This window comes from Shewanella sp. SM71 (genome assembly GCF_025653905.1).
Taxonomy (GTDB): domain Bacteria; phylum Pseudomonadota; class Gammaproteobacteria; order Enterobacterales; family Shewanellaceae; genus Shewanella; species Shewanella oncorhynchi.
In genome coordinates this window covers 231,024-254,229 of the sequence record NZ_JAKKRW010000003.1, presented here as the reverse complement: position 1 = coordinate 254,229, position 23,206 = coordinate 231,024, and the positions used below count along the sequence as shown (strand labels likewise).

The window sequence follows — 23,206 nt, the reverse complement described above, 5'->3', positions numbered from 1 at the left end:
TCGGCCCTATAACTCAGTTGAGTATAGGCATATTAATTGCTTACGTCTTATCTATCGATAAACATAGTCGAAACTGAGTCAATCTTCTGACAGTGATGCAAATTATTATTACAGTGGTCAGCTTCGAACTTAATAAAAGTATAGGTGCATTCTGGCGTTACAAGCTAGTCTCTTCATTATGAAAGTAAATTTAGTCTGTTTTTTTAGTCTTTTCACCCTCTTCATGCCCGCTTTTGCGAGTGCAGAGCCTATTGTCCCCACCGTATCGGCAATCTCAGAATTAGCTAAAGCGCTTATTTCAGAAAAAATATCCGTTCCAGAAAATGCCAAAGTAAATATTTCGCCACAGATGGTTGACGCAAGAATGCTGCCGTCACAATGTTCGTCTCCAATGAAAGTTGAACTGGCTAGCGATAGGGAAATTAGCCGTAATAACACCTTAAAAGTCAGCTGCGATACACAAGACTTAGCTTACCCTTGGCAAATCTATATCTCGGTTCGGGTGGATATCTTATTCCCCGTTGTTGTCTCAACCGAAATCTTAGCACCAGGCGAACTCATCTCTCCTAGTCAAGTAGAAGTCCGTTACATTGAACAAAATAGCTTGAGAGGTGCCGAATTCGATGACCCGAGTAAATTGGCTGGTGTGCGAGTAAAACGACGAGTAGCAAAAGATAATCCCGTATTAAGCAACAACTTATGCTTCGTTTGTAAAAATGATTCGGTATCTATCTACGTTCGTTCTGGCTCATTCGAGCTCAAAACAGTGGGCGAAGCCCTACAAGATGGCAATAAAGGTGATCGGATCAGAGTCAAAAATAGCAGTTCAAACAAAGAACTAGATGCTATAGTCACAGGCATTGGCGAAGTTGAAGTAAGAATGTAAAATAATCTAAAGCTTTTTTGTAAGCTGCCGATACCCCAGTTAAGAAATCCCGTACACACGACGCTGGAGCCTAAAATGGCAATTGATATTAGCAAACTCAACACTGCAACGACTGCGCAAGTTCGTTCAGGCGCAACGAAAACGAGCAGCGATCAATCTGCTCAAGTTGCTACAAAATCGACAACACCACAAAGAAGCGACTCAGTGGTCATTACGGCCCAGGCACAACAACTTCAAGGAGCTCAGACTAAAATGGCTAGCCTTCCTGAAGTTGATCAAAAGAAAGTAGCCGAAATCAAACAAGCTATTGCCGAAGGTCGCTATAAAATTGACCCTGAAAAGTTGGCTGCCAATATTGCAAGTTTTGAAGCCGAACTTAATGACTTAAATAAAGAGTAACTATGACTGAAATAGCTAAACTGGTAGATCTACAACACGCCCATTTGGCTGTTCTTAAGCAAATCATACTCAAGGAAAAAGGCGCTTTGGTTGACCAAAACGCCGATTTACTGCTTTCCCTTGCTAACGAAAAATCGCAATGTCTGAAAGAACTAAAGACTAATGATGATATTCTGGCAAAACACAGTGATAAATCGCTACTCACTCAGCAAGTCGAACTCGTACATAAAATGGCCGAGATCAAAGACGCATTGACTGAATGCAAAGAATTAAACGAACAAAATGCCAGTTTAATTGAGATGAATTTAGCGAGTTTAAATCGCTTTGCTCAAGCTTTACAAGCCAGCAGAAACGCCTCCAGCCTCACCTATAACGATAAAGGCAAGACCTCGACTATCTCAAGTTTAGGCAATGATTTAAAGGCCTAACAAGCGCATCACTCCCACTTAGCATTCCCTTTTCTAAGCTCTGATTAGATATTAATGTCTTCTACAAAAAGAAAAGCCGCGTAAATACGCGGCTCAATACATGCTGTTGAACATACTCTCAAAAACGCTAGAAATACGTCACTTCCTTCACTCGTTGTGGACGGTTCTGTTGTTGATAAAGCGCCCAAACCTGTGAAAAATCAAGTTCTAACTCAGTGACATAATGCTCGCCTGCTGGATAACTCTTAACGACTCGTGCGCCGCGGATCACGCCAGAAACTGACGCTTTGACATTATCGTCCGTCAACATCCAATCACTGACACTGCTGTTTGCCGTTATTTTCTGCCCATAAACTTGTTCCGCTAATTCACGATAAGCCACAATTTTTGATGCCTGCATAGCCATCAACACTCTTTGTGATTGCTCTTTAGCCGGTTGAGTCGCTAACGGCGCATATCCTATAGCCGTTAACTTAGGAAAACTCGGCGGCGGCACATCTTCCCATTGCACATATCTATCTTTAGCAGCGCAGCCAGTTAGCATTAGCGCCACAATAACTAAAAGGTAGCGTTTCATTTTCCATCTCCTAAAACACGTACTTCATTCATACCCGGACTCGCCTGACGATATAAGATGCCATTTTGTGACACAATTTGCTCCGAAGGCTGCATGTAGTTTGCCAACTCTTTTTGAGTCACAAAAGTTTGAGATGCCGATACCACGCGATTGTTACTAATGTTCACAATCCGAGTATTGATCGCCATACCATTGGTTACTACGCTCATAGTCGAAACGACAAGATGCTCAACAGGAAGATCTTTCGACAATTTTTGCCAATCTCGCGTCAAAATAAAATCCCCGTCAGATGTGACTCTCAAGCCATCAGCTAAGTTTAAATCCACCACATTAAACTGAAAGCTATGGAGCGATGTCATTAATCCTTGCTGTAACTGTTGCGCTAACGCATTAGTGCCATTCAAATCGTCCACTAATACTGGTGTTGCAACTACGATAGGTTGATCAGAACGCAAGGCATCATTTTGCTTAACGAGCTCAGTCACTATTCGCTGTGCTAAATGGTTAATCACTGCCGTTGGCGGCAACCCATTGCCATCCACTAAACTCGGTTTGGGCGGCGTAACCGGTTTAGCTACACATCCACCTAACATTATCAATGTTAAGGGAATAATCACACGCTTTAGCATTGGATTTACCTCATCTATGGGTGCATTGGCAGTCAAGTGACTCACTTTCTAAGCTTCAAATTTTTAATGAGTAACAAAAACCAGCAATCTTCGGACCAATATTAACCTCAGTCCGACAATATTCTTCTATTACGCAGTATATCGACTGTAACAATGGAAACTTTATCAAAAGTTCTCATACTCAGGCACGAAATTTGCTTTATTGCCATATTAGATTAAGAGTCAGAAAACTGGCTCGATTGGTAATATCGCCATTAGCTTAGCGATAAGGATTGAATTGATGCACATACCAGGTTCAGCTTCGCTCATCATTTTGAGCCTTTTACTACTTTCTTTGCCCACCAGAGCCGAATGGATAGAAGCCAGCGGAGAAGCAACTATTATCAATGGTAATACAGCTCAAGCAAGGGAAGAAGCAATTAATCAAGCTGTTAGCTATGCGACATTGAGCACAGGTATTCAAATATCCAGTGAGCAACAAACCTCTAATGGTAACCTCACACAAAATAACTTTGCGATAAATCGCAACGCCCAAGCCATAAACATCCAACTCGTAAGTGAACAAATTCAGGGAAATAAAATATATGTATCCCTACGCCTCGATCTAAATGATGATCCAACACAACAGTGTCCTAATGGCCAATTAAAGGCCGCTATTTTAATACCTCAAACACAAATAAAAGATCGTTCTCAGCTTAGATATGGACAACTTTCAGGCTTTGAAGAGGTCATTTCAGAGGCGTTAGGGAACACTATAGAAGATTACTCTTCAACTGGCTTTAGTCACATCCATGCTAACGAGCGACTCGATATTGAACAAGACCTAGTGGATATTCGCGGTTATCGACTCCCAAGCTGGCTCAGTGAAATTACCGACAGCCAATATATTCTTCAACCGCAGATCATTGATATATCGATAGAGCCTGTACAACCCACCTTCTTAGGATTTTGGGATGAAGCTCCGCTAAGGCAATTTCAATTCAAACTCAGCCTCTATCATGGAATCAGTGGCGAAGAGGTCTGGAGCAAAAGCTACAGCACATCGGCCCCATGGGAATTTGAAGAACAGGCTATCATTGCTCCCAACAGTAATAGATTCTGGCGTTCCTCCTATGGAAAAAGTATTACTCAATTAATATTGCAGGCTACCCGAGATTTAGACAGCACACTTAATTGCAGGCCATTACTTGGCCAAGTCGTTAGCCGACAAGCAGACAGGATTATATTAAATCTAGGCCGTAAACATGGCATTCGTGTCGGTGATAAATTCCAAGTAGTATTACAACAAAACTTACCCGATAGACTCAATGAAATGCGCGCCGTCGCGACCAAAAGTCGTGCAACGGTAAAAATTGAGCAAGTAAGCGAAGAAAGCTCCACCGCAGTACTTGTAGACCAAAATGCCGCCTACAATGTACAGATAAACGACATAGCGCTTAAGATTTAAGCAACTAAATCATAAGCCTTTTAATCAAAGATAAAACCAGTATAATCACTGTCGTCTCTTCATAGCTCAACAGGATAGAGCAGCCGCCTCCTAAGCGGCCGATCGGGGTTCGAGTCCCTGTGGAGAGACCAGATAGTGCTTGTGTGATTTCAACTTCACTTGAAGATTTTTCTGATAAGAATAATTTTCAGAAACACAATTTAAAACTTCCTCAGTCTATATCCCTTAAAAAAAACAGCTCTCTTAATCGTTACTATAAAATCCAATACTAGGATATAGCCACATTGCGCCATTTCCCTAATCTTGACTAAATCAGTATAATCTGCGGCATTGAGATTTGCTGAGCCCGACACGTTATCAGGCTCAACCAAGGAGAGCATGCTTGGCCAACACTTATATACCGCTAGATCAATACCGCCGTAAGTGGATTTTCAACCACAAAGACTTGCCTGTCACCGACGAGGACAAGGCGCATATCCTGCCGTTAACAGATAAAAGTGCGATGGAAATCTGGAATCAATGGATCAGCAACAAGAGTAGTCGTGCGGAGCAATTTACTAAGGGAGATTGGGCGGCGAAGGCTGATGCTTGGGTGGAAACAGATCATTGGCAGAGCGCTTGGGATAGTGAAGATAGCAGTTTACCCACCATGTTAGCTGAGTTTATACAATGGCCCGATGAGACGCCGGTGTATTTTTGCTATGAAAAATATCAGATTATTGAAACTCGTTGGGATGTGTTCGTCCGCAATTGGAAGTGTTTTCTTTTCTTTGACGACGGTCCCATTTTGATCTCGCCAAAACAGAAACAAGCGGTGATGTTCGAACAGAGTGGTCAATACAAGCTAGGCACTCGCGGATAATTTATACAGGGCGCTTAACGCTGATAATTTCCCATCGATAGCTTTACGCCAACACTTTTACGCAATAGTTTAGCGCGAGGAGTCATCTTGTTGGTATGCTCATATTTAATGATGAGTATGCCATAATAGCCATTTTCGAATGATGCGTAAGCACAATTAGCCTATCACTCCCCTCTTCTTTAGATTAACATCCGTTTTCGGTGCCGAGTATTTGAGAAGTTGGGGTCAACTTTTTGCTGTAAATACTCATAAAAATCTGCTTAAAACCCAATAATTAAAATAGAAAAATGAGGTGTATTATGAAGTTACTCTCCACTCTTACCCTAGCAAGCGCGCTGTTATTACCCCACACATTAATGGCCAAAGAAGTCTCAGGAGTGCAAGTCGCCGAGACAGTGACATTAGATAGCCAAACATTACAGCTCAATGGCGCGGGCGTTCGCAGTAAGTTCTTTATGGATTTATATGTAGGCAGTTTGTATTTGCCAGCAGCATTAAGTAGCACTGCAGCGGTTATTGATGCACCAGTTGCAGCGATACGCCTTAACATTACCTCAGGCATGATCACCTCAGAAAAAATGCGCGATGCGATCACTGAAGGTTTTGAGCAAGCGACGGCAGAAAACACCGCTGATATTCAACCGCAAATAGATACCTTTATGGCACTGTTTAAGGAAGAAATTAAAGAAGGTGACCAATTTACCTTAGTCGCCAATAAAGCCCGCGGCGTGACGGCCTATAAAAATGGTCAGGAACAAGCCACCATCGAAGGTGAAATGTTCCGTCAAGCACTGTTAAAAATTTGGCTAGGTGATAAGCCTGCCCAGAAAAGCCTCAAAGAGGCCATGCTGGGCAAATAACTGACATTAACGTTAGAATTTGAATTCGATATCCAAGGCCGCTGCGCCTTGGTTATCCATTTCAAGCGCGGCTTGATTTGTCACTTCTAACTCACCATCAAAGTAATAACCAGCATAGAGGTTTACGGTTAAAGCAGGCGTTGCCCGCCAACCACCACGCAGATAGCTCACCCATTCGTTCGTTTCTACAGCAATATCATCATCCTCAATAAGGAATCGCTCAGTACGACGTGAACTCCCCAAACCAATATTCCAATCAGGATTGAATTGATAACTGAGCTCTAGTCCTGCTGGACCACTAAAACCGGCTTGGAATGGGTTAGCCAGTGCCCAATGTTCATCTATCTGCCAACGCATGGCAAGATAAGGCACAGTGCGAACCTCATCGATATCATTAAGATACGCGACTCCAAAGCCAATCATGTTTCCCGAATCAAATGCATACATGGCCGATGCCACAATACCGTAACTCTGAGCTTGGCTAGCCGATGCAGTATCGGCGTAGGCATATTGGATCTGCGGCGCTAAAAAGAAGGCCCAATGTTTATCCATGCGATAATTTAACGACACTCCGGCACGATAACGATTAATATGATCCCAATTCTGTCCGTCGGTGCCAAACAGCGGTGCGACATTGTTTGCGCCAGTAAGCGTGATGTTCCGCCAGTCATAATCAAGTCGGTCATAGCCCACACGAAAGCCTAGCGACCATTGCTTATCCAGCGATACATTCATCCCAGCATTCAGTAATAAGCTGTCCCTTTGTAGCTCAGTATTGCCATTAGCTACCTCGGCGCTTTGGGTGCTGATCTGTGTGACACTTAATCTAAAAGGTTTGTATTCCTGCGAAGGTTTATCCGCTGCAATAGCGGCACAGCTCATTAACGGTAACAATAACAAACTGCCTTTCAGCAACCGCTGTTTTACGCTTAATGGTGCGAGTTCTCGATTAGCCACGCTAGCTCCTTGCATTTAAAATAATGGATAAATTTTTGTGCATAATACGCGCTATTGAATAAAAAGGTTCACACTTTCAAAATGAAGATACAAACTAATACCTTTGAAACAAACAAGCCTTTACTCTACCCGATGCGCCCTCAAAAACATGTCAGCACAACCCAATATATAATGATTCCTGTCGTCAAAAAGCTCATCGGCCGCTAACCCCAATTCTAATTTGAGTTTTAGCTCACCAAACAACATTAAACATAAACGCACTGCACTATGGTGAGCATTACCAAATCGATATTGCCCTAACGCCTCTACAGCGACTAAATAATCCGCCAATAAGCCCACTATGTGTTTAGGGCCCGCGTCAAAGAACAATCGCGACACTTCAGGATGACTTTCGGATTGCGCCACACAGGCTTTGAATACGGTAATAGCTTCAGGACTGACAATCATCTCCCCAAATTGCAAAGCAAATTGGGTTAATGCCGATTCTGGTTTAGTGGGATCACTTAACAAATCATCGTTAAGATTATGGCCAACACACTTAGATTCAATTGCCGCAACAAATAATTCATCTTTGCTGCCGTAATGGGAATATACGGTTTGTTTCGACACGCCCGCAAGCTTGGCAACCTCATCCATACTGGTATGAGGGAAACCTTGACGACAAAACAAATCAATAGCAGCCACAAGGACTTGCTGACGTTTTTGTTCACTACGGCTCAAAGGTAATTGCGTCTCAGAGGAATGCGTCATATCAACTCTCAAATGGATAGACATAATTAATTGGCATTAGTTAAGCACGAAATAGACTAGACAGTCTAGTTTTGTGCAACTAGACTAGCAAGTCTAGTTACATAGCATTAACGTTTAACTTACAGCGGAAGCCTTTAAAATGGATCGAACTGCCCGACTTTCTTGGCGCACTCTTAGCGTCTGCGTGTTTACTTTAGCCACATTATCCGCCTGTCAAAAGGAAGTCACCGAACACGCTACGACAGCCACGCTACCCACAGTCACAAGCCAAACGTTGATCCAGACACCAAGTTATGAACACTTTCAGACCTTCACTGGCACCATCCGTGCAGGTAATACCACAGGTGTAGGCTTTGAACTAGCGGGGAAGTTGAACAATTTACAGGTCGATTCTGGGAGTAAAGTTAAGCAAGGACAAATACTTGCAGTTCTCGATACCCGGCTACTCGAAGCCGAGCGTCAAGAGATCCAAGCAAGTCTGGCACAAACCCAAGCCGATGTTGATCTGGCCACCAGCACTCTAAAACGTAATCAAGAATTAAAAAAATCAGGCTATGTCTCTGAACAGCTATTAGATGAAAACCGCTCACAATTAAATAGCTTATCCGCAGCGAAAAACCGTCTACTCGCCTCGCAGCATGCCAACCAACTTAAGCTCGATAAATCCATTTTAATAGCTCCCTTTGACGGTACCATAAGCCAAAGGCTACATAATCTTGGCGAAGTGATTGCCGCGGGCAGTCCTATCTTTACCTTAGTGGGTAACATCAATCCTGAAGCTTATATTGGTGTTCCTGTTGCGCTAGCGGAACAATTTCACACCAAACAGCAAGTGCAAGTCAGCGTGCAAGATCAAACCTTTACTGCTGAAATTGCCGGTATCAGCGCAGAAGTCAATCCCATCAGTCGTACCCTGCAACTGAGAATAAGCCTGCCCCGAGATGCACATGTAATCAATGGCGAAATTGCGTATCTGCATCAACAACAGCAAATCCCGCAACCGGGCTATTGGGTACCCATTTCCGCACTGACGGATGGTATTCGCGGATTATGGAATCTCTATGTCATCGCAAACGATGAACAGCAATCCATCATAGAGCGCCGCGATGTGGAAATCCTCTACACCACCCAAGACATGGCCTACATTCAAGGCGCGATTCAGCCTAATGAAATCTATGTCAGCCAAGGGCTGCATAAGCTGGTCGTAGGCCAAACTGTATCTCCCATTGCTGCAGCCACGAGGTAATTATGATTAAAGCCTTTGTTGAAAACGGCCGCTTAGTCAGCCTCGTTATTGCACTATTACTTGTCGCAGGCTTTGGTGCGATATCGAGCCTGCCGCGTACTGAAGATCCCCACATAACTAACCGTTTCGCCTCAGTGATCACCCCTTATCCTGGCGCCTCAGCCGAACGGGTAGAAGCCTTAGTGACTGAAGTCATTGAAAACCAGCTCAGGCGTTTGGAAGAAATTAAGTTGATCCAATCGACCTCTCGACCAGGGATTTCAGTTATACAGTTAGAATTGAAAGACACAGTTAAAGAAACGGCTCCTGTATGGTCTCGAGCGCGGGATTTATTGGCCGATGCGAAAATTAATTTACCTGAGGGCATACAATCTCCCACACTCGATGATCAAATTGGTTATGCCTACACCGCCATCTTAAGTTTAGTGTGGAATAGTAATACGCCCGTACAAGTCGACATGCTAAACCGCTACGCAAAAGAATTACAGAGTCGGCTCAGGCTGTTATCGGGCACGGATTTTGTCAAACTTTACGGCGCCCCAACCGAAGAAATGCTAGTGCAGCTTGATGGTAACAAGATGAGCCAGTTACAGCTCTCTCCTGCGTCCATCGCCCATATTCTCAGCGGCGCCGACAGTAAAATTGCTGCGGGTGAAATCAACAACCGTGAATTTCGAGCCTTAGTTGAAGTCTCCGGCGAGCTTGATTCTTTAACCCGTATTCGCCAAGTGCCGCTTAAAATTGATAGCCAAGGGCAAATTATTCGCCTCGGCGACATAGCCACAGTGACTCGCCAAGCTCAAACCCCAGCGGATAGCATAGCGTTAGTCGATGGTGAACAAGGCGTAATGGTTGCAGTACGAATGATCGATAATACCCGTGTTGATCTTTGGCAAGCGCAAGTCAATAACGTCGTTGACGAACTCAATCGCGAAGTCCCCGCCAATATCCAGATCCAATGGCTATTCGAGCAAAACAGTTACACCAGCGAACGACTTGGCGGGCTAGTGGTTAACCTGCTGCAAGGATTTGTCATCATCTTACTGGTATTACTCCTCACCCTAGGCTTAAGAAACGCCATTATAGTGGCGATTTCATTGCCGCTCACAGCGCTGTTTACCTTGGCCTGCATGAAATATATCGGCCTGCCGATACATCAAATGTCGGTGACAGGACTCGTCGTCGCCCTTGGGATCATGGTGGACAATGCGATAGTGATTGTCGATGCCATATCACAAAGGCGTCAGCAAGGAATGAGCCGTTTAGCCGCAGTGAGCGAAACCTTACACCATCTTTGGCTGCCCTTAGCGGGATCGACTATCACCACTATTTTGGCTTTTGCGCCCATAGTACTCATGCCCGGTGCTGCGGGAGAATTTGTCGGTGGCATTGCCATGTCAGTGATGTTTGCGCTGCTGGGCTCTTACGTGATTTCCCATACGTTAATTGCAGGGCTCGCGGGACGTTTTAGTCATGAAGGTAAACAGGATGTCTGGTATCAACACGGGATCAACCTCCCGCTAGTGAGCCAATATTTTCAAGCGAGCCTGAGAATTGCCCTTAAACGCCCTATCGTCAGCGCGCTGCTTATCGGCATTACACCAGTATTAGGGTTTTTCGCCTCGGGTAAGATGACGGAGCAATTCTTTCCGCCATCGGACAGGGACATGTTCCAAATTGAAATCTATCTTGCGCCCCATGTGAGTTTAGAAAACACCTTGAACCAAGTGCAGTTGATGGATAAAAAACTCCACGCAGTCACAGGGATCACTCAAGTCGATTGGGTGGTGGGCGGTAATACGCCCTCATTTTATTACAACCTGACGCAGCGCCAACAAGGGGCGACTAACTATGCACAGGCCATGGTAAAAGTGACTGACTTTGAGCGTGCTAATGAGTTAATCCCCGAATTACAACAGCAATTTGATAGCGCTTTTCCCGAAGCGCAAGTACTAGTACGAAAACTCGAGCAAGGCCCGCCCTTTAATGCGCCAGTGGAGTTAATGATCTTCGGCCCGAATCTAGATACTTTGCGATCATTGGGCGACGACGTTCGTAATATTCTCGCGCAAACGCCGGACGTACTTCACACACGTGCAACCTTAAGTGCCGGTGCGCCTAAGCTGTGGCTACAGGTAAATGAAGATGCCAGTCTAATGAGTGGGTTAAGCCTGACGGACATTGCCAAACAGATCCAAATGTCAACCACAGGCGTTATCGGTGGCAGCGTGCTTGAGCAAACAGAATCGTTACCCGTACGAGTTCGCCTTACTGATGACAGTCGCGAGCAGGTGAGCCGCCTTTCTGAAATTCAATTAATGACACCTTCGGGTGAGTCTGTTGCATTATCCGCCCTCGCCCACAATGAAGTACAAGTGAGCCGCGGCGCCATTCCAAGGCGTAATGGCCAAAGGGTTAATACCATAGAAGCCTACATTGTCAGTGGGGTATTACCTGCTCAAGTACTTAATGATGTTAAAGATAAAGTGGCTCAATTACCGTTGCCATCGGGTTATCGCATTGAAATCGGTGGGGAAAGCGCTAAGCGTAACGAAGCAGTCGGTAATTTACTGTCCAATATGATATTGGTCGTCACCTTGTTATTAGCCACTGTAGTGCTGTCGTTTAACTCCTTTCGGCTCACAGCGATTATTCTATTGAGCGCGATACAATCAGCAGGACTTGGCCTATTAGCCGTGTTTGTATTTGGTTATCCCTTTGGATTCCCGGTCATCATAGGGCTACTTGGATTAATGGGACTTGCCATTAACGCTGCGATTGTGATCTTGGCCGAACTAGAAGATATGCCGAGCGCTCGGCTCGGCGATATGGAAACCATAGTCTCTACCGTCAACAGCTGTGGTCGTCATATCAGCTCAACGACCATTACCACCGTGGGCGGTTTTATTCCGCTCATCATTGCTGGCGGCGGGTTTTGGCCTCCCTTTGCCATTGCTATCGCGGGTGGCACCCTGCTGACGACTTTACTTTCTCTGGTATGGGTTCCAACTATGTATTTGCTGCTGATGAAAACCCGTACGGCGAACACCCCATCCGCGATTCAAGCTCAAATCGCATCATGAACTAGATATTGGTACAGTTTATCTTTAAGGTTTAATCGCTCTAATTTTAACGCTAAAAAGTGCTCATCGGCGGTGGGCACTTTTGTTAACTCCAGCGCCCTAATTTTATTATCGAGTTCATGGTAACGACTAGCCATGGTCGCGAAGACGGTATTATTGACTTTTAAATGCTTAATTTGATCGACGAAATCAGGAAACTCATAAACCAACGCATGATTCTCACCTAGCATATACACTTCTCCTATAATGTGGTTCTAACACTATAAACTCCATTTACCTTAAGCAGCTTAGTCTATACCCTCAAAATACAGCCAGTACTTGGACATGTTATCTACTAACATTTCTGCAAAATAAGTCGATGAGTCCAAGTATAAAACTGCAAAAATATCAATGAAATGAGTTTAAAATTGCAGAAGTTTTAGACCCACATCAAGACTACAAAGTAAAACTTAGGCTACATTGATGTAACCGTTACCTATAGGATCTTACGATGAATTATAAAAATTGGCCTATTGCAAAACAAATTGGCGCCCTCGCGTTTATTCTTACTCTTCTCATCTTTGGCGTATTGAGTACCGTCTCCTATAAAGCCGCTTCAAATGTATTAGAAGATAAAGGTATCAGTGCCATGAAATCTGAAATGCGTGCAGTTTCAGACATGTTAGAGCTGCAGTACGATAGTCTTCTGCAACTTGCGAGACGCAACGCCGATGTTTTTAAGGAAATGTATCCTGGACAATTTAGTCTGCAAAATAAAACTGTCAATGTGATGGGAGTTGGCTCTCCAGCCCTAATGCATGAACAAGAACAAGTGAACTCATCAAAAAGTAAAGTCGATCGTTTTGCTAATCTAACTGGCGGTACCGCTACGGTATTCGTGCGTGATGGCGATGACTTTATGCGAGTTTCGACTTCGCTCAAAAAAGCCGATGGCAGCCGTGCACTAGGTACTTCCCTTGGCAAAACACATCCAGGCTATCAAGTGCTGATCAGCGGTAATGAATACGAAGGTTATGCCAAACTTTTCGGCAAAGACTACATGACAGTCTATCGTCCAGTGAAAGACACACAGGGCAAAGTTATTGGTATCTTATATATTGGCTTCGACATCACCAGTTCCTTAAAACAATTACAAGAAGCAGTTAACAGAATCACCTTAGAAGAAAGTGGCCATTTTCTATTAGTACGCAAAGCAGACAATGTGTTAGTCGCCCATCCTAAGTTCAACGCAGGTGACATCATCACCGAAAGTATGCTTGATGGCTTAAGTGTTGCGTATGCCACCCAAAATGATGCGGAATCCCATTACAGCAATAGTAAAAATGAGCCCATGTTTGCCTATAGCCAAACCGTAACAGGCTGGAATTGGGTGCTAGTGGGTCAAGTCAAAGCAAGTGAGCTTAATGAAGAAAGTATGCAATTGCTCACCATCAACGCCATCGTTGCTATCACAGGGATCGCGCTGATCACAGCGCTATTATCAGTTGTCTTAATTCGCGCACTCAAACCTTTGCATGCCCTCCAAGTGCATATGGAAAATTTAGGCAGTGGCGATTTTAGCCATCACTTAGCGCCATCAGAACCACAGAGTCAAAACGAAGTGGATCGAATTACGACCAGCGTATCAACTATGTCCTCAGAGCTCAGGCAATTGATTATTGCATTGCAGGATTCAGTCATAAGTCTAGAGCAACAGGCCTCCAAGGCACAAAGTATCGCGAAGCAAAATGGTGAAGAAGCTCAAGCCCTAATGCTACAAACGGATCAAATCGCAACTGCCATCGAAGAAATGTCGACCTCGATCCGTGATGTGGCTAATCATGCCCAAGATGGCGCAGTTCAAAGCCAGCAAGTGGATGCCGCAGCCAAAGAAGGTCAAAACCAACAGACGAAAGTGGTGCAGGATTTACTCAAACTCAGTCAGCAACTCAGCAACAGTCATCAATCGGTTGAAAAAGTCAGCCATGAAAGTGAAGCGATCAGCAAGGTGACCGAAGTCATTAACAGCATTGCCGAACAAACTAATTTACTCGCATTAAATGCAGCGATTGAAGCGGCGCGCGCAGGCGATCAAGGTCGAGGCTTTGCCGTCGTTGCCGATGAGGTGAGAACTCTCGCCCAGCGGACCCAGTCATCCATTGTAGAAATTGGCCAAACGATTGAAAAGCTGCAAACTCAAGTGAAAAGCACCACAGAACAAATGAGCCAAAGTCATCAATTAGGAATGGAATCTGCAGCACAGGGTGAAGCAACGGGTGAACAACTGAAGGAAATCACCCGTAGGATTGGCGAACTCGCGATTAGCTCACGCAATATTGCCTCGGCTACTGAGCAGCAAAGCAGTGTTGCACAAGAGATAACCCACAATTTACATCAGATCAGCGAACTCGCTAACGAAGGCGAGCACCGTGCCACTGAAACAGTGCATTCTGCCAATGAACTGTCTTCCTTAGCCGCCGCCTTAAAACGCCAAATAAGTCAGTTTAAGGCCTAACTCAAATACGGACTTAGATACAGAGTTAGTGCTTTATCAAACGTTAAATGCCGCCCTAACAGGGCGGTATTTTTTATAACAGCAGTACATCAAAACGATAGGAGCCACATTTAAGAAATGGGATTTGGGACTTTGATTTAGGATCCTGACGTTAAAGGAGTAATGGAGAAAATATCTTAAACCATGCAGAGCAAGCATCTGCAGAGAACACAATCAAAAAGCGATGATATCAGGCCTATTCGCTGCAGTTACATCACCACTCTGCAGCGAAGTTAACTGCTTGGCCTAATACGATAGCCTAGCTCTGCCTCTAATTAAAATAACCTCAGCCCATCAAAAAATCCCAATAAAAAACCCCGCTGATGCGAGGTTTTTAAATCGAGTTTAGACGTTACTCGGCATCTTCTGCCGATCTGTCCATGTTCTCTGTATTCTCAAGCCACAGGGCATTGATAATCCCAAAAGAACAGGCCAACAAAACCCCTAATATCCACGTAAAATACCACATAGCAGATGCTCCTTAATGCCTAATAGAGTGAGGCTTTGTTATCTTCAATATGCTTACGGCCGATACGGCCAAACATCTTGTAGTAAGTCCAGACAGTGTAGCTCAACACTATAGGTACGAAAATCGCTGCAGCAGCAGTCATAACACCTAAGGTCATTTTACTGGCTGTTGCATCCCACATAGTCAAACTGACGTTAGGGTTAAGTGATGATGGCATGACGAATGGGAACATTGCTGCACCACAAGTCAAAATCACCATAGCCACTGTGAGTGAGCTGAATAGGAACGCAAAACCTGAACGGTTAAAGCGGCTAACCAAAATCACTAGCAGAGGCAATGCCACACCTAAGATAGGGAACAGCATAGTGATGGGGTATTTGTCATAGTTGGCAAGCCAAGCACCCGCTTCAATTGCGACGGTTTTCATGGCTGGGTTAGAAACTGCATTATGGTCCAGTACTGAAGTCACTACATAACCATCAATACCATTGGCTAACCACACACCCGCAGCAGCAAACAACACAGCCACTAACAATGCGAAGAATTGCGTGGCTTTCGCAGCACGAACACGCAGCTCACTGTCAGTCTTCATTTGTAGCCAAGAAGCGCCTTGCATCATAAACATGCTCACGCTCACAAGACCTGCCAGCAAACCGAAAGGATTCAACAGGCCGAACAGACCACCGTGATAAGTCGCACGTAGGAACTCGTCGAATTCAAAAGGTACACCTTGTAACAAGTTACCAAAGGCCACGCCTATGATCAGCGGTGGTACAAAACCACCAGCAAACAAGGCCCAGTCCCACGACTTACGCCATTTTGGATTTTCGATTTTAGAACGATAATCGAATCCGACTGGACGCATGTAGAGGGCAAACAGCACTAACATCATGGCGACATAGAAGCCAGAGAAAGACACTGCATACACCATAGGCCAAGCGGCAAATAACGCACCGCCTGCTGTGATTAACCACACTTGGTTGCCGTCCCAATGGGGAGCAATAGTGTTAACCATGATACGGCGCTCAGTATCGTCTTTGCCTATAATTGGCAGTAACGCACCGACACCCATGTCAAAACCATCAGTAACCGCAAATCCGATGAACAGTACGCCGATCAGAGCCCACCAGATAACTCTTAATATTTCATAATCAAACATAATGAAATCCTCTGCTTAGGCTTCTAGGTTCTCGAAATGATAACGACCAGTTTTCAAACTGCTCGGACCAATGCGGGCAAACTTAAACATCAAGAACATCTCAATCACCAGCAGTACAGTGTAGAACAAGGTGATAGAAAGGATACTGAACCATAAGTCGCCAGTCGTTAAGCTTGACGCAGACATAAAGGTCGGTAGTACCTCAGAAATCGTCCAAGGTTGACGACCATACTCAGCCACAAACCAACCACACTCAATCGCGATCCAAGGCAATGGCAAGCTATAAAGTGCAGCTTTAAGTACCCATTTTTTCTCGGCGATTTGATGACGTGTGCTTTGCCAGAATGCCGCAGCAAATACGAACAACATGATAAAGCCTAGACCTACCATCACACGGAAGCTCCAGAAAATCGGTGCTACGTTCGGGATAGAATCTTTAGCTGCTGCTTTAATTTGCTCTTCAGTCGCATCGACCACTTTGTCTGTGTAGCGTTTCAGTAAGAAACCGTAGCCTAAGTCGACTTTCGCTTCTTCAAAAGCAGCACGTAGTTCAGGAGTTTCTTCACCCGCACGCAGTTTCACTAGCATGGCATAGGCTTTCATACCGTTACGGATACGCACTTCATGCTCAGCAATCAAGTCATGAATACCAGTCACTTCTTCATCCAACGAGCGTGTTGCCACTATACCCATCGCATAAGGAATTTTGACTGCAAAATCTGTTTTCATGGTTTCTTGATTCGGAAAACCGACAGCAGTAAAGGCCGCTGGAGCAGGCTCTGTATGCCACTCAGCTTCAATCGCTGCTAACTTAACGCGCTGTGCTTCACCCACTTTATAGCCAGATTCGTCACCTAACACGATAACCGACAGAATCGCCGCCATACCAAAGCTTGCCGCAATCGCGAATGAGCGACGAGCAAAAGGTAAGTCACGTTTCTTGAGGATGTAATAAGCACTGATCGCCAGTACAAACATGGCACCCGCCACATAACCCGAAGCGACGGTGTGAACAAACTTAACCTGCGCGACAGGGTTAAACACAACCTCAGCGAAGCTGGTCATTTCCATACGCATGGTTTCGTAGTTGAACACTGAACCCACAGGGTTTTGCATCCAACCGTTTGCCACTAAGATCCACAATGCCGACATGTTAGAACCAAAGGCCACTAACCAAGTCACGACTAAATGCTGACGCTTAGTGAAACGATCCCAACCGAAGAAGAACATACCCACGAAGGTAGATTCAAGGAAGAAGGCCATTAAACCTTCAATAGCCAGAGGCGCACCAAAGATGTCCCCTACGTAATGCGAATAGTAAGACCAGTTAGTACCAAACTGGAATTCCATTGCCAAACCTGTGGTAACCCCCAAGGCAAAGTTAATACCAAATAACTTACCCCAGAACTTAGTCATATCTTTATAAATTTGTTTATCTGTCATCACATACAGTGATTCCATGATAGCCAGCAAAAATGCCAACCCCAAAGTCAAGGGAACAAATAGGAAGTGATACATGGCTGTCAGCGCAAACTGCAACCGCGATAGCTCAACAACCTCTTCAACAATCATCGGTGACTCCTTACTTGGTGCGTCCAATTGCTATGACAAAACCCGCGTCAATCACAGCAAGTGCCTTTGTAGGATAGTGAGTTTTCATTTTGTGTTTATATCTGCGACAACAGTATAAACCGTTAAATTTAATCTTTTGCATTAGTTCGAAGCAGCAAGGGCTAAAAAGTACCAATATCTGTTGCATATTGAGACGCGAGTCACACTATCGCAAGTAACTGAGACCGACACCCTACCACTCACTCAATCAAATGATTTCATCGATATAAATATCAGATAGTTAAGATATTTATTCATTTTCATTTGTGGCTATTTTATACCACCTCGCTTTGATGCAAATCAATCAAACTCAGGGGTTTAGGTGGGTTTTGCGGTGAGGCACACACTTCCCCACCAGAGAGGATTGACAATCGATAAAAACAAGAGTAGTGAGCAACCATTAATTGATATAAAGTCATGCTTTCACTAACTAGGCAGCAAAAATAAGCTCTAATCATCAAAAAACCAACAAATAAATAATGTTGCAACAAATTAACTAAAAAATATTGTCACAAATTTAAGTGTTCCATAATTTAAAACCTTTAAAATCAAATATAAATACATATAAATATAAAAATCACAATAACACACTCTAAAATGCATTAGTTTTAATAATGAATATTTGTATTTTTTCTCGTTTGAGAAGCTAACCTAAGTTGTTTAATATATGTCCTGTGTTAAGGAGACAATTTGGTAGAACTGGTGTCGTAGCCCAGCCAAGACCAACTTCGCGCACATAGGTACTAACTTTTGGTGTGGAGATATCGATATGACTAAATTATTTGAACGTCTGGTTAACAGCTACAAGCGTGTTTTTGTTGAACTTTATACAGCTAATGAGCTGAAATAATCCCCAGAATTACTCGTGAAATTGATTGTATTTATGTGAAGTTTTGTTAGCGCAAAACGGCCCCCATCTCCCTGAGATTGGGGGCTTTTTCTATATTAAGACCCTAGCATCCCCCAACAACTCCAGAACCCCATAAAACACCACGCCCCGTATCAAATGCGCAACATACCTATTAATAGGTATTTACCGATTAAAGTGGCTATTTTGCCACTTTAGTCCATTAGATTATTTGCAATAAGCGTTAATAATTTGAAATACAATCACTTCCATAAAATGCATTTTATATATAAAAAAAGGAGCGAAATTATCGCTCCTTTTTTACGCTTTCATTAACCTGCTTTTACCCCTCAACAAAGGCAAAAGCCGTTGACTTTAAACGCTTAACCTAAGGTCACTCGTGCATTACGGAACATACGCATCCAAGGGCTATCTTCACCCCAAGCATCTGGATGCCAAGAGTTAGCCACTGTTCTGAACACACGTTCGGGGTGCGGCATCATCAAGGTTACGCGGCCATCTGTGGTACAAATCCCAGTCAAGCCATTTGGCGAGCCGTTCGGGTTTTGTGGATACTGAGTCGCGATATCACCTTTACCATTGACAAAACGCAGCGCAATCGTGCCTGACGCTTCGGCAATCGCCAGCGCTTCAGGGCTAGCAAACTCAGCCAAACCTTCACCGTGGGATACAGCAATGGGCATACGTGAACCTGCCATACCTTGGAAGAATAACGACGGGCTCTGTTGCACTTCAACTAAGCTGAAACGCGCTTCAAAACGCTCTGAGCGGTTACGCACAAAACGTGGCCAATGCTCGCTTCCTGGAATGATTTCTTTCAGGTTTGACAGCATTTGACAGCCATTACACACGCCAAGGGCAAAGCTTGAGTCACGTTCAAAGAAACGAGAAAACTCATCGCGAGCTCGCTCATTAAACAGAATCGACTTAGCCCAACCTTCACCTGCACCTAATACGTCACCATAAGAGAAGCCACCACAGGCCACAAGACCTTGGAACTCCTCTAGGCTGATACGGCCAGATAAAATGTCCGACATGTGTACGTCGCGGCTTTCAAATCCAGCACGGTCAAAAGCAGCGGCCATTTCTACGTGGGAGTTAACGCCCTGCTCACGCAAAATCGCCATCTTAGGCGCAGCGCCCTTAAGGATATAAGGTGCGGCAACATCAGTGCTTGGATCAAAACTTAAGTTAACGGTTAAGCCTAAATCGGTTTCGTCTTGCTTAAGTTTGAACTCTTCAAGCGCGCAGGCTGGGTTATCACGCAGAGCTTGCATACGATACGTGGTTTCTGACCACACAGTACGCAGCGCTACACGGGTATCACTGAAGATTTCACGCGCGCCATCTTTAATGGTGATGCGTTGATCGTCGGCTAGAGTTCCGATCACATGGCAAGGCACGCCAGCGATAGCGAACTGAGCGGCAATTTTCGCAGCATTGTCACGGCTCACTTGCAGCACAGCGCCGAGCTCTTCATTAAAGAGTCGTTCTAAATCAGTGCCCTGCAAGTCTTCTACATCTATGTCTAAACCTGTATTACCAGCAAAAGCCATTTCCACTAAGGTAGTGAATAAACCACCATCGCTACGGTCGTGGTAAGCGATAACCGATTTTTTAGCGACTAGATTTTGCATGGTTTCGAAGAAACCACGCAGCAGTGCAGCATCATCAAGATCCGGCGCAATATCACCCAGCTCACCAAACACTTGGGCTAAACAAGAACCGCCTAAACGATTTTTCCCCGCACCTAAATCCACTAACAGTAAAGACGTTTCGCCTTTATCGGTACGTAGCTCTGGCGTCACTGTATTGCGAATATCTTGCACCACACCAAAGGCGGTAATGACCAATGACATAGGCGACGTCACGGTTTTATCCGCGCCATCTTGTTGCCATGCGGTCTTCATCGACATAGAGTCTTTACCGACCGGAATGGTCAGGCTCAGCTCTGGACACAGTTCTTCACCTACGGCTTTCACCGCTTCATAAAGACCCGCATCTTCACCAGGGTGACCCGCGGCAGACATCCAGTTGGCAGAAAGCTTAATACGCTTAAATGAACCGATATCGGCACCGGCGATATTCATGATTGATTCAGCCACAGCCATACGGGCAGAGGCGCCAAAGTCCAGCAGCGCCAGCGGTGTACGCTCGCCCAGTGACATAGCTTCACCGGCGTAAGTATCAAAGCTTGCCGCAGTGACAGCGCAATCGGCTACTGGCACTTGCCATGGACCCACCATTTGGTCACGGTTCACTAAACCTGTAACTGTGCGGTCGCCAATGGTGATAAGGAAGGTTTTATCCGCGACCGTCGGCAAGCTCAGTACGCGTTTAACCGCTTCTTTAACATCAATCTTGTTTTGTTCGAGCGCTGGCGATACGGCTTTGGCCGATACCACATCGCGGCTCATCTTAGGCGCTTTGCCTAATAAGACTTCGAGCGGTAAATCGATAGGATTATTGTCGAAATGGCTGTCGCTAAGCGTTAAATGTTTCTCTGCCGTCGCTTCACCCACAACCGCAAAAGGCGCGCGCTCACGCTCACAGATGGCAGTAAATAGTGCGAGGTTTTCAGGGGCAACTGACATCACATAACGCTCTTGTGATTCGTTACACCAGATTTCCAGCGGGCTCATGCCAGGCTCATCCGAAGGCACGTTACGCAGATTGAATAAACCGCCACGCTCGCCGTCATTCACGAGTTCAGGGAAAGCGTTCGACAAACCGCCCGCGCCCACATCGTGGATAAATTGGATCGGGTTTTTATCGCCAAGCTGCCAACAGCGGTCAATCACTTCCTGACAACGACGTTCCATTTCTGGGTTTTCACGTTGCACAGAAGCAAAATCTAAGTCTTCACTCGATTGACCCGATGCCATAGACGAAGCGGCGCCGCCGCCCAGACCTATGTTCATCGCAGGGCCACCGAGCACAATCAGCTTAGCGCCAACAGTAATTTCGCCCTTTTGTACGTGTTCTTCACGAATGTTACCTAAACCACCGGCTAGCATAATAGGCTTGTGGTAACCACGGACTTCAACGCCGTTGTGGCTGCTGACTTCCTGCTCATAGGTACGGAAATAACCGACCAGTGCCGGACGACCAAACTCGTTGTTAAATGCCGCACCGCCGAGAGGACCTTCGGTCATGATGTCCAGCGCGCTCACGATACGTTCTGGCTTGCCATAGTTACCTTCCCATGGTTGAACAAAACCTGGGATTTTTAAATTGGATACGCTAAAGCCTGTTAAACCCGCTTTAGGTTTAGAACCACGACCCGTCGCGCCTTCATCACGAATTTCACCACCCGAACCGGTTGCAGCGCCAGGATATGGGCTGATGGCGGTTGGATGGTTGTGAGTTTCCACTTTCATCAGGATGTGCATTGGTTCAGTGTGGTAGTTGTATACCCCATCAGGATCGGGGAAGAAACGACCCGCAACCGAACCTTCCATCACAGCAGCGTTATCTTTGTAGGCAGATAACACGTGATCAGGCGTGGTTTCAAAGGTGTTCTTGATCATCTTGAACAGTGACTTAGGCTGAACTTCACCGTCAATGGTCCAATCTGCGTTAAAAATCTTATGACGACAATGCTCAGAGTTCGCCTGAGCAAACATCATCAATTCGATATCGTGAGGATTACGACCTAAACGGACGAAGTTCTCGACTAAATAGTCGATTTCATCTTCGGCTAAGGCAAGGCCCAATGTAGTGTTAGCCACTTCAAGTGCGCGGCGACCTTCCCCAAGAATATTGACGCTCTTAAACGGCGCAGGCTCAGTGCGTTTGAACAGCACATCGGCTTTGGTAAAATCATCGAGGATAATTTCAACCATGCGATCGTGCAGCAACGCATTTAAAGCTTGTTGCTGAGGCGCTGTCAGTGCATCTGACTCGACATAATACGCAACGCCTCGCTCCAAACGCTTCACTTTACCAAGGCCACAATTGTGCGCGATGTCAGTGGCTTTTGAAGACCAAGGAGAAATAGTACCGGGGCGAGGAGTGACAAACAGGAGTGAACCTTGGGGGATATGAGCTTCTATCGCAGGTCCATAGGTGAGAATTTTTTCAAGTTGCTGGCGTTCATTTGTGTCGAGCAACTCGCTCAAATCCGCTAAATGGACATACTCAGCATAGATTTGGCGTACCGGAAGCGCAGCGTTTTCGCAGGCCTCCATCAGCTTTTGCACCCTAAACGTCGAGAGTGCAGGGGCTCCGCGGATGATCTCCATCACGTCTATTCACCTTATTATTTATTATTGCAGGGGTCAGAGGTGGCGCTATTATAAGGAAATGTCTGTCACAAATCACCTGCGACCTTACGCAAAACAGTGTTTCCTGTGATATAAAAAGCCCTGTATTGTGCCGGCTGTACTTTCCCCCAGAATGATTTTTTTTCGAAATCGCAGACAAACGGATATAATCCCACC

Annotated in this window: 18 protein-coding genes and 1 tRNA gene; 10 read left to right on the top strand and 9 right to left on the bottom strand. The window is 45.2% G+C overall.

The window, feature by feature from the left end; translation table 11 throughout:
- The first annotated feature begins 178 nt into the window (after positions 1-178).
- From flgA to L5L97_RS04865, 3 genes are all read left to right on the top strand, one after another.
- Positions 179-886 (top strand): flagellar basal body P-ring formation chaperone FlgA, encoded by a 708-nt coding sequence (gene flgA, locus L5L97_RS04875; protein ID WP_263162232.1) that lies wholly within the window; start codon positions 179-181, stop codon positions 884-886.
- Positions 887-961: 75 nt separating this feature from the next.
- Positions 962-1,285 (top strand): flagellar biosynthesis anti-sigma factor FlgM, encoded by a 324-nt coding sequence (flgM, locus tag L5L97_RS04870; RefSeq protein ID WP_107948432.1) that lies wholly within the window; start codon positions 962-964, stop codon positions 1,283-1,285.
- A 2-nt stretch (positions 1,286-1,287) separates the two neighbouring features.
- Positions 1,288-1,713, top strand: coding sequence for a flagella synthesis protein FlgN (locus L5L97_RS04865; RefSeq protein ID WP_131523073.1), 426 nt, complete (start codon positions 1,288-1,290; stop codon positions 1,711-1,713).
- A gap of 127 nt (positions 1,714-1,840) precedes the next feature.
- Here the strand turns inward: L5L97_RS04865 and L5L97_RS04860 are convergent, their stop codons facing one another.
- Together L5L97_RS04860 and L5L97_RS04855 are read right to left on the bottom strand one after the other, a co-directional pair.
- Positions 1,841-2,290, bottom strand: a complete 450-nt coding sequence (locus L5L97_RS04860) for an LPP20 family lipoprotein (RefSeq protein ID WP_028761215.1) — start codon at positions 2,288-2,290, stop codon at positions 1,841-1,843.
- A complete protein-coding gene (locus L5L97_RS04855) occupies positions 2,287-2,919 on the bottom strand; it encodes a FlgO family outer membrane protein (protein ID WP_131523174.1) in 633 nt (210 codons plus the stop codon). The genes L5L97_RS04860 and L5L97_RS04855 overlap by 4 nt, the downstream gene beginning before the upstream one ends.
- A gap of 280 nt (positions 2,920-3,199) precedes the next feature.
- Between L5L97_RS04855 and L5L97_RS04850 the strand changes: the two genes are divergently transcribed.
- The 4 genes from L5L97_RS04850 (at position 3,200) to L5L97_RS04835 (ending at position 6,088) form a co-directional block, all read left to right on the top strand.
- Positions 3,200-4,366 carry a flagellar assembly protein FlgT gene (locus L5L97_RS04850; protein WP_113939452.1) on the top strand — a complete coding sequence of 389 codons (1,167 nt, stop codon included), beginning with the start codon at positions 3,200-3,202 and terminating at the stop codon, positions 4,364-4,366.
- A 55-nt stretch (positions 4,367-4,421) separates the two neighbouring features.
- A tRNA-Arg gene (locus L5L97_RS04845) sits at positions 4,422-4,497 on the top strand.
- Positions 4,498-4,748: 251 nt separating this feature from the next.
- The gene (locus L5L97_RS04840) at positions 4,749-5,228 is read left to right on the top strand and encodes a DUF2947 domain-containing protein (RefSeq protein WP_113939450.1); all 480 of its coding nucleotides are present in this window, start codon (positions 4,749-4,751) and stop codon (positions 5,226-5,228) included.
- Between the two features lie 299 nt (positions 5,229-5,527).
- Positions 5,528-6,088 (top strand): chalcone isomerase family protein, encoded by a 561-nt coding sequence (locus tag L5L97_RS04835; protein WP_105251908.1) that lies wholly within the window; start codon positions 5,528-5,530, stop codon positions 6,086-6,088.
- Positions 6,089-6,100: 12 nt separating this feature from the next.
- Here the strand turns inward: L5L97_RS04835 and L5L97_RS04830 are convergent, their stop codons facing one another.
- Together L5L97_RS04830 and L5L97_RS04825 are read right to left on the bottom strand one after the other, a co-directional pair.
- A complete protein-coding gene (locus L5L97_RS04830; protein WP_263181302.1) occupies positions 6,101-7,045 on the bottom strand; it encodes an autotransporter outer membrane beta-barrel domain-containing protein in 945 nt (314 codons plus the stop codon).
- A gap of 120 nt (positions 7,046-7,165) precedes the next feature.
- Complete coding sequence (locus L5L97_RS04825; protein ID WP_131523683.1) at positions 7,166-7,795, bottom strand: TetR/AcrR family transcriptional regulator; 630 nt, start codon at positions 7,793-7,795, stop codon at positions 7,166-7,168.
- Between the two features lie 139 nt (positions 7,796-7,934).
- Between L5L97_RS04825 and L5L97_RS04820 the strand changes: the two genes are divergently transcribed.
- On the top strand, positions 7,935-9,041 hold the full coding sequence (locus L5L97_RS04820; RefSeq protein WP_263181301.1) for an efflux RND transporter periplasmic adaptor subunit: 1,107 nt from the start codon (positions 7,935-7,937) through the stop codon (positions 9,039-9,041).
- 2 nt (positions 9,042-9,043) lie between these two features.
- Positions 9,044-12,124 carry an efflux RND transporter permease subunit gene (locus L5L97_RS04815; RefSeq protein WP_263181300.1) on the top strand — a complete coding sequence of 1,027 codons (3,081 nt, stop codon included), beginning with the start codon at positions 9,044-9,046 and terminating at the stop codon, positions 12,122-12,124.
- Here L5L97_RS04815 and L5L97_RS04810 read toward each other — a convergent pair.
- Positions 12,109-12,354, bottom strand: coding sequence for a YdcH family protein (locus L5L97_RS04810; protein WP_113939445.1), 246 nt, complete (start codon positions 12,352-12,354; stop codon positions 12,109-12,111). The genes L5L97_RS04815 and L5L97_RS04810 overlap by 16 nt on opposite strands.
- A 260-nt stretch (positions 12,355-12,614) precedes the next feature.
- Here L5L97_RS04810 and L5L97_RS04805 point away from each other — a divergent pair, with 260 nt between their 5' ends.
- Entirely contained in the window at positions 12,615-14,618 is a 2,004-nt protein-coding gene (locus L5L97_RS04805) for a methyl-accepting chemotaxis protein (RefSeq protein ID WP_263181299.1), read from the top strand.
- A 391-nt stretch (positions 14,619-15,009) separates the two neighbouring features.
- Here L5L97_RS04805 and cydX read toward each other — a convergent pair whose 3' ends face one another.
- From cydX to purL, 4 genes are all read right to left on the bottom strand, one after another.
- Positions 15,010-15,126, bottom strand: coding sequence for a cytochrome bd-I oxidase subunit CydX (gene cydX / locus L5L97_RS04800; RefSeq protein ID WP_011788717.1), 117 nt, complete (start codon positions 15,124-15,126; stop codon positions 15,010-15,012).
- A 19-nt stretch (positions 15,127-15,145) separates the two neighbouring features.
- On the bottom strand, positions 15,146-16,285 hold the full coding sequence (gene cydB / locus L5L97_RS04795) for a cytochrome d ubiquinol oxidase subunit II (RefSeq protein ID WP_028761243.1): 1,140 nt from the start codon (positions 16,283-16,285) through the stop codon (positions 15,146-15,148).
- A gap of 15 nt (positions 16,286-16,300) precedes the next feature.
- Positions 16,301-17,857 carry a cytochrome ubiquinol oxidase subunit I gene (locus L5L97_RS04790; protein ID WP_028761244.1) on the bottom strand — a complete coding sequence of 519 codons (1,557 nt, stop codon included), beginning with the start codon at positions 17,855-17,857 and terminating at the stop codon, positions 16,301-16,303.
- Positions 17,858-19,126: 1,269 nt separating this feature from the next.
- Positions 19,127-23,008 (bottom strand): phosphoribosylformylglycinamidine synthase, encoded by a 3,882-nt coding sequence (gene purL / locus L5L97_RS04785; protein ID WP_263181312.1) that lies wholly within the window; start codon positions 23,006-23,008, stop codon positions 19,127-19,129.
- Positions 23,009-23,206: the final 198 nt, after the last annotated feature.